Genomic DNA, 12,847 nt, shown 5'->3' with positions numbered 1-12,847 from the left:
CGATAGACCCACGAGCAATCTGACTCGCCCTGCGAACCCCGATCCAATGATCCGCGTCAACTCGGATGAGAAACCAGCACCACAGATTCTCATCCGATCTCGGTGGTTCAGCGTGGGAACGCCGTGGGAACAAAGACGCGTCAACTGGCAGCAACCAGTGTCGAGAACATCCGAACTAGTGATGGCTGGTTACGCCTGGAGGGGCGCAAGTCGGTGGATGCGTCGGTTTCCTAAACCGTGCGTCGCAGGTTCGAATCCTGCCGGGGGCACCTTGTGATGTCTCAAGACATCGGCGACAGTCGAACAAGAGATTGGTGGGTTCGGCTGTTGTCATTAGATGCTGCGGGCTCGGCAGTCGCGACCGGGTCTGTGGTGCGCACGACCGCAGCGATCCCGGCTGATCAAGGACCCCCAGGCGACTCTTGTTTGCGGGGGGATCGCGCTGCTGGGCCTTCACCTGGTCCACGAGGCCGGTCTGGCTCGGTCGGGTGGTCAACCGGCAGGCCGGCGTCGAGCCAGGCTTCGAACCCACCGATCATGTCGGCGGTGTGCACAAGGCCGATCTGGCGAAGTGAGTGCGCCGCGAGGCTGGACGAGAAGCCGCCCTGGCACACGATGATCCACCGAACGTCCCAGTCAACCGCTTCGGGGATCCGGGCGTCGCTGCCGGGATCCAGGCGCCACTCCAGGTGGTTGCGTTCGATGACTATGGCGCCTGGCACCTCGCCGCCGCGGCGCCGCAGAGACTCCGGCCGGATGTCGACGAGGTATGTCGCCCGCTCACGCGCTGCTGCCGCAGCTGCGGCCGGGTCCAGCCTGCAGAGCTCGGCCCGGACGTGGGCCAGCGTCTCCTCGATCCCCATCTCGCCCCCACAAGTCGACCCGTCACTCTCGCCTGCGTTCGCCCCGTAGTCGACCTCCAGCCCACGATCACTCCTACGGACGCCCCTTCCACGCCACCCCGTCATACAATGTCTCGCTTCCACCTGGCGGCGTCCAGGCGGTGCCTGGCTCGGGTCGTCCGCGGTGGCGTCGTTTGCGGCGTCTGGCTAGGTGTCCGAAGGGGATTGGTCTACGACTCGGCGGTGGACGTCGTCGACGCGGCGGGTCAGGTTGGCGCGGTCCAGCAGCTGGAGTAGCGGTACGGCCACGCGACGGCTGGTGCCGAGCGCCATCCGTACGTCGCTGACGGTGAACGGCTGCGGAAGCTCGGCGAGCCGCTGCACGGCGAGGCCGGGGGCCTCGGGGGCGAGGTAGACGCCGTCGCCAACCTGCAGGAGCGCCCCGGTGCGGACCGCGGCGGCGAGCTTCGCCGGTGTCAGGCCCAGCGACGCCAGCCGGTCGGCGTCGGGTGCCGCGAACGGGGTCGTCGACAAGTCGACGCGGATCGTCTCGACCGCCGACGCCACCTCCGGCGGGAGAATGTCGCGGTTCGGTGCCCGCAGCACCCGTCCCTCCACGGCAGCCAGGGGTGGCGTCACCAGCGCGTCGACGAGCCGGCGGTCGGGCAGGTCGAGCCGCTGGCGGGCGGCCTCGACGGGCAGGCCCCGTTCCAGCGGATGGCCGGCCGCGTATGAGTCCACCTCGGCGGTGAGCCGTGCTTGCAGCTCGTCGCGGTACTCCGGGTCGACTAGCCAATCGCCGGCGACCGGGGCAACGCCAGCAGGCGCCGGGCAGCCCATCCGGCGCAGGTCGGCAACGGTGACGACCCGGCGTCGGCGCAACTCGGACACTGGGTCCGGTTGTCCGGTCATCGCGGCGAGCTCGGCACGTCGCAGAGCGCCGTCGCCGCGGCGAGCCAGCTCTCGCGGTCGTACGTCGAGCACGGTGGCGCCGACGATTCGCCTGCTGCCCGGGTCGCGCAGTAGCAGCCGGTCCCCGATCTGCAGCGGCAGCGGCGATACGAGAGTCAGCCGGGCGAGGTCCGCGCCGAAGGGCCGCACCTGGGCCGCGACGGCAGCCGATCCGATGTGAAGGAGTATCTGGTGCGGCAGCTGACCAGAGGTCCGCACATCGACCAGACTGGTCGTATCCCAGGCCTCGGGTGTGAGCAGCGCGCTGCCGCGCCGGATCTGGCTCACAGGCAGATGCCGCAGGTTGACCGCAACCCTGGCCACGGCTTGCACCGAGGACAGGTGGGCCTTCAGCGACTCCAGGCCGCGGACGCGCGCACGGTGCTCCCCGGGCGTGATCGTCAGGGTGTCGCCGGCGGAGATCGCTCCTGCGGTCAGTGTGCCGGTCACCACGGTGCCGGCGCCGCGGATCGTGAACGCCCGGTCCACCCAGAGGCGCACCGCACGCTCCCGATCAGGTGACGGCAGGGCGGCGACCAACCGCGACAGCGCGGCCCGGAGGTCGTCCATGCCGGCACCGGTCATTGCGCTCACGCAGACTTGCTCGATCCCGTTCAGCGATGTCGTCGCGAGCTCGTGCCGGGCGGTGGCCAACGCGGATGCAGGCGCGGCGAGGTCGCAACGGCTGATCACCATGACCCCGTGCCGGACGCCGAGAGCGTCGAGTGCGGCGAGGTGCTCGGCGGTTTGTTGCTTCCAGCCCTCGTCGGCGGCGACGACGAACATGACGGCCGGAGCGGGTCCGATGCCGGCGAGCATGTTGCCGATGAACCGCTCATGGCCGGGTACGTCGACGAACGCGACCGTATGCCCCGATTCCAGCGTCGTCCAGGCGAAACCGAGGTCGATGGTCATGCCGCGTCGGTGCTCCTCGGCCCAGCGGTCCGGCTCCATCCCGGTCAGCGTGCGGACCAGGGTGGACTTGCCGTGGTCGACATGGCCGGCGGTCGCGATGACGTGCATATCAGGCCTGTGGAGCGGCGCGGGTGATCGCGTCGTGCAGCACGTGATCCAGCTCGGGTGGGACGCTTCGCAGGTCGAGCAGGAGCCGTCCAGCGTGCATCCGTCCGACGACGGCAGGGTCCTGGGTCCGGAGTACCTCCGCGTACTCAGCCGGCACGCTCAACGCCGTACTGGCCAGCACCAGTCCTGGCGCACCACCGCCTCCGGTGCTGGCCTGGCTCGGAACAGCTCGTACGTCGAGGTCTAGCGAGGTGAGGCCGATCAGCAAAGAGCTGGCGCGTGCCTCGAGTTCGTCGGCGCTCGCGTGCAGCATGCGCGAGGTCGGGGAGGTCGGTCCCCGCAGGGTCGCTTCCAGCGCGGCGAGGGTCAGCTTGTCGACACGCATGGCTCGGGCGAGCGGATGGCGACGCAGCCGTTCCACGAAGGTGCGATCACCGAGCAGGAAGCCGCACTGCGGTCCGCCGAGCAGCTTGTCCCCGCTGGCGGTGACCAGGGTGGCGCCATCGGCAAGTGTTGTCGCGGCGTCAGGTTCGTCCGGCAGCGAGGGGTCCGGGGCGAGCAGGCCGGATCCGATGTCGACGACGAGGGGTACGTCCAAGGAAGTGAGCTCTCGCACCGAAACACCGGCGGTGAACCCTGTCACCACGAAGTTCGACGGGTGCACCTTCAACACGAAACCGGTCTGCGGTCCGAGGGCCTCGGCGTAGTCGCGGAGGGCCGTACGGTTCGTGGTCCCTACCTCCCGCAGGCGCGCACCGGTGGACGTCAGCAGATCGGGGATGCGGAACCCATCGCCGATCTCCACCAGCTCGCCCCGGCTCAGGAGGATTTCCCGGCCCGCTGCCAGAGCCGTCGCCGCGAGCGCCAGGGCGGCCGCGTTGTTGTTCACCACGTGCACAGCTTCTGCCGCCGGCACAGCCGTCGTGAGAGCCTGCAGGACCTGACGTCCGCGCCGAGCCCGTCGACCACTGTCCACGTCGAACTCGACGTCGACGCATCCCGCTGCCGCCACCACCGCGTCGACGGCGGCCGCGGACAGCGGCGCCCGGCCGAGATTGGTGTGCAGCAGCACCCCGGTCGCGTTCACGACCGGGCGCATCCCGCTCGCGCGCGGTGGTAGCTCCGCCACGACGACATCCGCCACCTGCTCAGGCGTGATCTCACCCCGGCGCGCCCGGTCCTGGACCTCGTTGACCAGCTGCTTGACCAGTGCCCGCCCCAGGCGGTCCTGCGCGTCGGCCAGCCGCGGGTCCGCCAACAGACCATCGACCCGCGGGATCCGGCGTCGTTCGTCGACCACTCCTCGACGGTACGGCGACGCGCCCGTCTCGTCATCGACTCACGACAGATGGCGGAGGCGGACGGGAATCGAACCCGCCGGACCGAGATCCTCGGTCCCGAACGGTTTTGAAGACCGCGGGGGCCACCAGACACCCTGACGCCTCCGCTCGCCAGCATAGGACTGCCCGAGCGGCGGGGCGATGGGTTGCGGCAACCGCCGGCGTCTCCGTGTTCATCCTGGCGAGGTACAGCTTTACCCTGTGGGCACTGGCTCCGCCAGCGGGGAGGGTATGACATGACGACCGGCGCGGGCACCTACCGGCTGACTCAGTACGCTCACGGTGGCGGCTGCGCCTGCAAGATCCCTCCCGGCGAACTGGAGCTGGTCATTGCCGACCTGCTCGGCGGCCCCGTGGATGACGACCTGCTGGTCGGCCTCGAGAGCGGCGACGACGCGGCCGTCGTACGACTCACTGCCGACCTGGCCGTCGTCGCCACCGCAGACTTCTTCACTCCGGTGGTCGACGATCCGTACGACTGGGGGCGGATCGCAGTCGCGAACGCGCTCTCGGACGTTTACGCCATGGGCGGGCGGCCGCTGGTCGGCGTGAATCTGTTGGCGTGGCCGCGGGACGTGCTGCCGTTCGAGCTTGCCAAGGAGGTTCTGCGCGGCGGGCTCGCCGTCGCCCGCGAGGCCCGCTGCCACGTCGGCGGTGGCCACAGCATCGACGACCCGGAGCCGAAGTACGGGATGGCGGTCACCGGCGTGGTGGATCCCGCACGACTGCTGCGCAACGACGCGGGAGTGGCGGGAGACCCGCTGTCGTTGAGCAAGCCACTCGGTTTGGGCGTGCTCAACAACCGGCACAAGCAGACCGGCGAGGTGTTCCTGGAGGCAGTCGAGACGATGGCCGCGCTCAACCAGGTCGCCTCGCAAGCGGCTTTGGCCGCGGGCGCTCGCTGCGCGACCGACATCACCGGCTTCGGGCTGCTGGGCCATCTCGTCAAGCTCGCCCGGGCCAGCGCGGTGACCGCGATCATCGATGCCGCCGCAATGCCGTACCTGGACGGCGCGCGCAAGTCGGCGGCCGCCGGCTACATCAGCGGCGGCACCCGTCGCAACCTCGCGTGGGTCGGACCGGGCACGGACTTCGGATCTCTACCCGAGGTCGAGCAACTACTGCTCGCCGACGCGCAGACGTCGGGCGGACTGCTGGTCGCCGCAGAGCTCCCGGGCTGCCCGATCATCGGTGAACTCGTCGAGCGGACGGCGTACGACGTCGTGGTGCGCGGCTGAGCACCCACCCCTCGCCGGCGCGTGAAATGGCGACGACATCGACGCTGGCGCGGGTCCGGAGGCGGGCGTATGGTCAAAAAGGAGCGACCGGAGGGGGTGGCCGGGATGTTGCCCAGAATTGCGGGTGAAACGACGAAGACGGACCGGACGCAGCGGCAGGGGCTGGCCAGACGTCACCTCATTGCCGGTGCCGCCGGACTCACCGGCACCGCCGTCGGCGGAGGCTGGCTGGCGGGCGCGCCTGCTGCATCAGCGCAACCGGCGCACAATCGTCATCTCTCGACCGCCGCGGCGCGACCCATCCCGGGAGGCTTCCAGCTCACCCCGGGAGGCGAGGTCTTCCACGTGTTCCTCCCCGGGACCGGTGAGCCCAGCACGATCACGAATTTCAAGGGCAACGTCGCGGCAGCGATCATCGACGGTCGGGGAACCGGCGCCAACGCGGCTCACGCCTTCGAGGTCGATGTCCGGTTCATGGACGGCACGTTCATCGGCCTCGACGGCCGGCAGAGCGTCGGCACGTTCGCGTTCTATTGAGTCGACGTCTTCGAGGGGTCGGTCGATCCCACCTTCGCAACACAGACGCACGACTTCAACCCCGGGATCTCCGCCGCCGGGTTGTTCTGGACCACGCGAGCGCACCCTGACAATGTGTCGGCCGACACCGCGCGCGGCCGCGCGACGTTCGTGGTCCAGGACGTGATTCTGCCCGACTTCCACGACACCATCGCCGCACTGCAGCACAAGCCTCCGATCGCGATCGGTACCTTGGCGTTGAAGGTGAACTGGAAGGGCGGCGGCGAACGCGTTCGGGTCGACGACGACGAGAAGGATGTCGGCGGGACCTTTGTGCGGGGTCCAGCCTCGGTCTGGTTCCACGTTGAAAGTGACGACGGATTCAGCTACACATCGGACCGGCACGGACAGAAAACCGTCGTCGCCGAGGTCTGGAGCGAACGCAACGGTGTCTTCCACCGTTGATGCCGTCGACACCGACTGTGCTACCCAACGCCCGCAGGTCAGAGGCCGATCGCCTCCAACCAAGCCCGATTGCGCGCTCCCGCGTGGGGCTACTCGTGGTGCGAACTCGACGCACGTAACGTCAACTCAAGTCGGTAGAAGTCACTCGGCCGAGACACACGATCACTGCACCGGCAGCCACTCCCACGGACTGGGGTCCCCGATGATCCGCCCGAACATGCGGATCAACCTAGATACTTGCTCCGGTACAACGAAGCAGCGCCGTCCCTCTCCCTCGGTGTAATCGAGTGGCCAGCCGCCGCAGCTCACCTCCCGCCTGACCGTCCCCGGTCGCTGGTCCTCGTGACGTGCGACGACCGGGATGGCACGGCGTACCTCAGCAACGCTGTCGTCATCGCCGTTCCCAAGGGGTGGGTACTGCGTCGGTCGTCCAAAGCTCGCCTCGACTTGCACCGGCCGACCCGCCAGACCAGAATGCCGGGGGTCGACGATCCTGCGGGGGCCGGTGTGGCCGGGTCGGTCGGCATCCGCCCACTCGCCGGTCCTGGGACCGGCCACAGCCCTGGGGAGATCGTGGATATCGCACCGATCGACGCGCGTGCCCGCAGCAAGAACTCGCGCGCGGTGAAGTTACTCGGTGGAGCCGGGGCGCTGGCGCTGCTGGTCGGCGGGGTCACGCTGGCCGTCGCGCCATCGGCCACTGCCGACGGCATCGTCCAGACCGGTCATCCGAGTTGTGCGGAGCTGATTCCCGGCTCGACCGAGGTCATGTTCGAGAATCCGCAGCTCGGTGCGCAGACAAGGTCGGCGCCCGGGGTGTCGAACGTGGTGCTGACCGGCAAGCGACTGCTCGCCGACGACCCCTTCCATCCAGGAGACCAGACCGGTGACTTCGTCGTGTACTTCACGACCGGCGGTGGACCGGCCCTGGGCGTCATCGTCATCGGCGGACCGGACGCCAACTTCTACGACTACCGGCCGGACGGTACGCACGGCCGGCTCGACCTGCACCCCCCGGTCGACGACGGCAGTGGCCACTTCTACGCCATCAGCCAAGTATCGGTCTGCGTCATCGCCGACGTCCCGTCCCCCACCCCGACGCCCACGCCCACCCCGAGCTCCACGCCCACTCCGACACCGACCCTCACGCCTACCGCCACGCCCACCCCGACTCCGAGCGACACGCCATCGGGCACGCCGTCGACCGAGCCGAGCCAGACACCCGGAACCACACCGAGCGGCGCGCCGACGGGAGCGCCTAGCGGCACTCCGTCCGATACCCCTGGTCAGCCGTCGTCCGCGACTCCCAGCAGTCCTTGGGATGTTCCGACCGAGGTCGACGCCGGCGGATCAGGTGGGACGAGGGCGTCGTCAGCCCACACGACGACAGCCGCCGCGGTCATCCAGCGGCAAAGCGTGTGGGGCGTCGCTCTACTCGGCCTCGGTGGAGCTCTCCTCATCAGTGGCTTGCTGAAGACACTGCGGCGTCGCGGCCAACGCTCCTCGTGATGCGACCAAACTTGGAGCCGCTGGTCCAAGGGACGTCGACCTAGCCGCCGGGTGTTGCGGGCGGGACGGCATCCTGCGCGATGAGATCCACGCGAGCCGAGATCTTCCCGTCGCGCATCCGGCGTTCATTAATGACCGTTTCTCGAAGGGTTGCGCGCATCCGGCCCCGTGCAAAACCGCAGGGGAGAACGTCCGTCAGTGCAGCCTGGCATGAGACCTCCGGGGCGCGGCCACCGTCGCAGCACCCGTCACGTCACCGTCGCCACTGGGTTCGGGGTGAGAACGCCGGAAGGCCACCCGGAGGATGCGCGGACATGTCGACAGTCGGGCCGGGTCGGATCCACGTCAGGCCGCGTGGCCGGCCAGTGGCTTCTTTGGGCCAGTCCTCGCCGCCCAGCCAGACCCAGCGCAGGCCGCCCAGCGTTTCGGGGCGGTTCGCGAGTGCTCAGCCGCCAGTTCATCAGCGGTCCGGCCCATGCGCTTCGCGGCAAGCCGCCGGTCGTCCCAGTCCGAGACGTAGAACGCTTGGCGGTCCAAGCCCGCCAGCCAGGGTGATCACGGGTTCGCGCAGCTGCTCGGACATTTAGAGCGACCTGTCGACGTGCTCGGCGCCATCGCCGTTTCTGTGGCTCGATTGGCGGATGTCGTTCTGGTCGAGCCAGGCGGCGCGGTCGTTCGGGACTCGGATGCGGCCGAGCCACGGGCCGCCTCGCTGACCTGCGCGTCACTGGCGTCGGCGACCGCGTAGCCTGCGACCGATGGGGTGCCACGGCGGCTATGTCGTTGGACCTGAGAAACAACGCTCAACGAGGTGATCGCCATCAGTTTCAACGATGCCGTCGGGTGGTCGAACATTGTCGGCGCAAGCGTAGCCGTCCTGGCTCTTGCGATAGGCGCTCTGGCGAGCTCGTCTAGGTACCAGGCTCGAGCCCTGTTCGCCCGCCGCCGCCGCTATCTGCTTCGAGCGCTGCGCCACGCCGGATGGAAAGTGAACCGCTGGCGCTTCGGGCTTCTCACGCGGGCGCTCGTAGACCGCCGCGTAACTCGAGGACATCCCGTGGTCCAAGAAGAGATCGCCTGGCTGTCGGCGCTGGTATCTGCCACCCCCAGGGGCGGCGCTCGCGCAGTCGAAAACGCTACGCCGGAGCAATCGCCAGTACCTGTCCCGATCACGTTCACTGTCTTCGCCGACGACATCGATTATGAGCGACGTCTGGTGCGTCTCGCGACGGCCTACGACCGGTACGCAGTCGCCGTTCGCCGCCGCTGGCTGTTGCGATCCACGGCCGGACCGTTGGTCGCCGAGGAATACGCTTGCGCTCGCGAGACTGCAAGCCAGCTGCGGCGCTGGGCGTCGTTTCGTCCCATCCCGCCGACCCGTGACCCGTCCGGTCTCCGAGGCTTCACCGTGCCTCTGCCGCCAACACTGCAGGGACCGGGTGGCTCCGTGAAGCGCAGCGTCCGGCTGGTCACCTGGCCCCAGATGGACAGCGCCAGGTCTTCCATCACTTTTCCCTTGGTCGGCGCATCGTTCCAGCCGTACCGAGTCACAGTTGCGGGTCGGCCCGTCGCCGAAGGCAACGATGGTCTGCCTCGCCAACTTGCCTGGGTCACGGACCCCATCGGCGAAGCGGCCCGCGACCCACTCACATTCGATGGTGTCCTGACTCGCTGGCACGGCGACGGATTCCGACTCGAAATCGATGGGGTGACCGGTCGTCAGAAGCTCCATCTGTGCCTCAGCGAAACCTCTTACTTTGCGTTCCGCGCGACTCAGTTCCCGGAGGCCGCCGCGAAGAGTCCGACTCCCAAGCTTTCCCGACTACTCTCACTGAACCTGCTCGCGATGGACGCTGACGAGAACGTCCTATTGGTGCGCCGTTCAGACTACGTCGTCCACGCCGGCGGTTACGCCGGCACGGTCAGCGGTAACTGTGAACTGGCTAGTCGAGAAGGCGTACACGCCGACGTCGACGCCCATGGATTTCCGGATGTATTGACCGCGATCGCCAGGGAAGCACGTGAAGAACTCGGCCTCGATCTTTCAGGCTACGAGTCGCAACTCGGTGCGCTGGGCGTCATCGAAATTGACACCGATCAGGAACTCGGCACTCACATCCTGGTCGCGACCGCACTACTCCCACAGTCAGCCGACAAGTTTGAGCCGACTCGCTCCGCGATCGATCCGGTCGAGGGCGCATGGGAGATCGGCGACCGGGCGATGATCATCAATATGCGCGAGGCGACGCAATCCGCTCGGAACGCCAAAGCCTTCATCGCATGGCTCCGCTCTGCGAGCGAGCTTACGCCGCATGCGGTTGGAGCGCTGCTCCTCCTGATGATCGCACGCCAGCAGCTTCGTGAGCGTCAGTCCCTGCGCGCACAGGCCTCGGGCAGACCGCACGACAGCCTGACCTGGACATCAACGAATCTCGCGGAGTGGCTACAGAAACCGCTACCTCAGACGGCGCCAGACGTTACCTCGTTCGTACGCGGCCGCCCACTGTTCAACTCGAGGTCAAAGCGCTGACAGGCGTTGGCATACCGACGCCGAGTCCAAGCGTGGCGCGGCCCGGCTGAACCGAAGGCGATGGAGGCGGGAAACCACGAACGCCCCGACGTACGACGAGAGCCAGCCTCAAAGCCTCTGACCTGCGGGTTTGGGTGCAGCCGCCTGCCGGAATCAATCCGACGACCTTCTCATCACGAGGAGGAACGACAACGCCCACATAGTCTCCACCAGCAACTTTGCCCTCACCGTGTTCGCACCACGGCCACATGCCCCGCATGGGTTGACACCATTTCGCACCGCGAACGGGACCAGGCCGGCTGAGGCGGCTGGACCTGCCAACACGGGTCAGGGCGCGCTGGAGGGCCCAGCAAGATTCGACGCCGAGCCGGCGGGTTGAGGTCTGACGGGTGGCCGCAACTGGCAGGGACTGGAGTTCATGAGCCGGGGTAGCAGCACGCGGTGCGGCGGGAAGTCATTTCCGGGCGGGTAGGCGCCAGTTCAGGCACCGGCCTCGAGCACGGCCAGGTCGCGCACCGCATAACGGTGATGCTCGGCCTCTTCCTTCAGCACCACCTTGAGGCAGCGGCGTACGACGTAGTCCTGGTCGGGATACGGGTCGGCCGGCTTGCGACCGCAGACCCGATCGAGCTCGGCCTCGGTGAGCCCGTCGACGACACGCCGCATCGTGGCCATCCGGGCCAGCCGCGGCACGAGCACCTCGTCCAACGTCGGGGTGGCGTCGAGGGTGAGCCCCAGCTTCGCCGACTCATCGGGCGGCATCCCGCCGTACGGGAAGCCCAACGGGTGGTACGGCGCTTCCTCCTCGAGCACCGCATTGCCGAGCCAGGCATCGCCGGCGAACAGCAGGTGCCGTTGAGTCTCGACCAACGACCACTCGCCGTCGACCTGCTCGTGCAGCGTTGCCTCGGGCAACAGCCTGGCACGGTCGAGCGTCGCCGCCCACAGCGCCTCGATCGCATCCCAAGCAGCCCGGTAGTCGTCAGGGGACGCGGCATCACGCGCCAGCACCCGTGTAGGCGACTGGCGGTCGAGCTCGGCCTCGACGTACCCGGTCACATCGACGTCGTTGACGACGACACGCCCGAAATCGCCACCGAGGTAAACGTTGCTCCCATAACAGTCCACGATCTTCAGACCGCTGACCACGCAATCACGGATCTCGAGACCGACAAGGTCGCACAGGTGGATCCGGCCACCACGGAACCGGTCACTTTGGGCATACTCAGCAGCCATCGAGAAAGTCTCCCGCACTCATCGCGCCCGCGCCACGTCCGGCGACGCTCGGCCTACGCGGTGAATTTCTCGTGTGCGGCCATCGCCGCGCCGACGATGCCGGCGTTGTTGAGCAGCTGAGCCGGTTTCACCGGGGTGGAGATCTCGAGCAGCGGCACCCACTTGTCGGCGTGCTTGCTGACTCCGCCGCCGACCACGAACAGGTCGGGAGTGAACAGGTTCTCCACGTGCCGAAGGTATCGCTGCACCCGCTTGGCCCACTGTTTGAACGACAGGCCCTCGTTGTCCTTCGCCGCCGAGGAGGCCTTCTTCTCCGCGTCGTACCCGTCCAGCTCGAGGTGACCGAGCTCGGTGTTGGGCACGAGCTGGCCGTCGAGCAGCAGCGCGCTGCCGATACCGGTGCCGAAGGTGAGCAGGATGACCACGCCGTCGACGCCCTTGGCCGCGCCGAACCGGGCCTCGGCGATGCCTGCCGCGTCAGCATCGTTGAGCACGGTCACGTCGCAATGGGTGATGTCGGTGAAGATCTTCTCGACATCGGTCCCGATCCAGCTCTTGTCGACGTTCGCGGCGGTCCTGGCCACCCCGTTCTTGATCACGGCCGGGAACGTCGCACCCAGCTCACCGGTCCACTCGGCCTCCTTGACCAGCCGGGCCACGACCGCGGCAACGGGCTCCGGGGTGGACGGATTGGGCGTCAGGTACTTCACCCGCTCCACGGCCAGGGCGCCTGTCTTCAGGTCAACAACGGCACCCTTGATCCCGCTGCCGCCGATGTCGACACCGAAAGCGGTCGACGTCCTCATCCTGGGCACCTGATCTCTCCCCTCCCCCGCAGTTGCCGCACCGGGTCAGCGTCCTCGCCAGCGTCGAGCAGATCGGCACGGCTGGCCACCGACGCGTATCGACCACACCTGCTCGCCAGCCTGCCATGCGCCTCGGACACCGTCAGCGATGCCGGCGGAATCACTCTAGTCCGGCGCCTCCGCGCTCTGGTACAACAAGCAGCGATTCGCTGGTCATCCGTCTGCGGCCAACTGCGGCCCGGCTGTTCCGTAAACGTTTGCGGGACAGTCGAGCCGGGCGCTCATGACCAACGCCGAGATAGTGACGCACTCGGCCGAGTCGAGTCAGTTGACCGCGTCGAAGGCCTTCCTGATGTCGGCCTGGACTCGGCCGCGGTCCTTGACGTGAAAC

General features: G+C 68.0%; 10 protein-coding genes and 2 tRNA genes. 6 read left to right on the top strand and 6 right to left on the bottom strand.

Annotated features, from left to right (window positions below):
- Positions 1-202: 202 nt before the first annotated feature.
- Positions 203-266: transfer RNA gene (locus OG876_RS20745), tRNA-Arg, on the top strand.
- A 135-nt stretch (positions 267-401) separates the two neighbouring features.
- Here OG876_RS20745 and OG876_RS20740 read toward each other — a convergent pair.
- From OG876_RS20740 to OG876_RS20725, 4 genes are all read right to left on the bottom strand, one after another.
- Positions 402-863: a rhodanese-like domain-containing protein gene (locus OG876_RS20740; RefSeq protein WP_328526544.1), complete on the bottom strand. Its 462-nt coding sequence runs from the start codon at positions 861-863 to the stop codon at positions 402-404.
- 186 nt (positions 864-1,049) lie between these two features.
- Positions 1,050-2,816 carry a selenocysteine-specific translation elongation factor gene (selB, locus tag OG876_RS20735; protein WP_328526543.1) on the bottom strand — a complete coding sequence of 589 codons (1,767 nt, stop codon included), beginning with the start codon at positions 2,814-2,816 and terminating at the stop codon, positions 1,050-1,052.
- 1 nt (position 2,817) lies between these two features.
- Positions 2,818-4,116 (bottom strand): L-seryl-tRNA(Sec) selenium transferase, encoded by a 1,299-nt coding sequence (gene selA / locus OG876_RS20730; protein WP_328526542.1) that lies wholly within the window; start codon positions 4,114-4,116, stop codon positions 2,818-2,820.
- A 49-nt stretch (positions 4,117-4,165) separates the two neighbouring features.
- Positions 4,166-4,262: transfer RNA gene (locus OG876_RS20725), tRNA-Sec, on the bottom strand.
- A gap of 130 nt (positions 4,263-4,392) precedes the next feature.
- Between OG876_RS20725 and selD the strand changes: the two genes are divergently transcribed.
- The 5 genes from selD (at position 4,393) to OG876_RS20700 (ending at position 10,414) form a co-directional block, all read left to right on the top strand.
- A complete protein-coding gene (gene selD / locus OG876_RS20720) occupies positions 4,393-5,394 on the top strand; it encodes a selenide, water dikinase SelD (protein WP_328526541.1) in 1,002 nt (333 codons plus the stop codon).
- 105 nt (positions 5,395-5,499) lie between these two features.
- Positions 5,500-5,931 (top strand): hypothetical protein, encoded by a 432-nt coding sequence (locus OG876_RS20715; RefSeq protein ID WP_328526540.1) that lies wholly within the window; start codon positions 5,500-5,502, stop codon positions 5,929-5,931.
- Between the two features lie 114 nt (positions 5,932-6,045).
- Positions 6,046-6,375: a hypothetical protein gene (locus OG876_RS20710; protein WP_328526539.1), complete on the top strand. Its 330-nt coding sequence runs from the start codon at positions 6,046-6,048 to the stop codon at positions 6,373-6,375.
- A 342-nt stretch (positions 6,376-6,717) separates the two neighbouring features.
- Positions 6,718-7,884, top strand: a complete 1,167-nt coding sequence (locus tag OG876_RS20705) for a hypothetical protein (RefSeq protein ID WP_328526538.1) — start codon at positions 6,718-6,720, stop codon at positions 7,882-7,884.
- Between the two features lie 811 nt (positions 7,885-8,695).
- The gene (locus tag OG876_RS20700; RefSeq protein ID WP_328526537.1) at positions 8,696-10,414 is read left to right on the top strand and encodes a hypothetical protein; all 1,719 of its coding nucleotides are present in this window, start codon (positions 8,696-8,698) and stop codon (positions 10,412-10,414) included.
- 480 nt (positions 10,415-10,894) lie between these two features.
- On the opposite strand, the gene OG876_RS20695 is transcribed toward OG876_RS20700, so the two are convergent.
- Complete coding sequence (locus OG876_RS20695) at positions 10,895-11,650, bottom strand: DinB family protein (RefSeq protein ID WP_328526536.1); 756 nt, start codon at positions 11,648-11,650, stop codon at positions 10,895-10,897.
- A 53-nt stretch (positions 11,651-11,703) separates the two neighbouring features.
- Positions 11,704-12,456, bottom strand: coding sequence for a polyphosphate--glucose phosphotransferase (ppgK, locus tag OG876_RS20690; protein ID WP_328526535.1), 753 nt, complete (start codon positions 12,454-12,456; stop codon positions 11,704-11,706).
- Positions 12,457-12,847: the final 391 nt, after the last annotated feature.

Origin of the sequence: Kribbella sp. NBC_00359 (assembly GCF_036097425.1) — a bacterium.
GTDB lineage: Bacteria > Actinomycetota > Actinomycetes > Propionibacteriales > Kribbellaceae > Kribbella.
Note: the sequence above shows the minus strand (reverse complement) of the source record. Positions and strands in the feature narration are given on the sequence as shown.

What these genes read in the sequence shown, in the direction of transcription:
- OG876_RS20740 (WP_328526544.1), bottom strand. Translation starts at nt 863, where the DNA reads ATGGGGATCGAGGAGACGCTGGCCCACGTCCGGGCCGAGCTCTGCAGG.
- selB (WP_328526543.1), bottom strand. Translation starts at nt 2,816, where the DNA reads ATGCACGTCATCGCGACCGCCGGCCATGTCGACCACGGCAAGTCCACC.
- ppgK (WP_328526535.1), bottom strand. Translation starts at nt 12,456, where the DNA reads ATGAGGACGTCGACCGCTTTCGGTGTCGACATCGGCGGCAGCGGGATC.
- OG876_RS20715 (WP_328526540.1), top strand. Translation starts at nt 5,500, where the DNA reads ATGTTGCCCAGAATTGCGGGTGAAACGACGAAGACGGACCGGACGCAG.
- OG876_RS20695 (WP_328526536.1), bottom strand. Translation starts at nt 11,650, where the DNA reads ATGGCTGCTGAGTATGCCCAAAGTGACCGGTTCCGTGGTGGCCGGATC.
- selD (WP_328526541.1), top strand. Translation starts at nt 4,393, where the DNA reads ATGACGACCGGCGCGGGCACCTACCGGCTGACTCAGTACGCTCACGGT.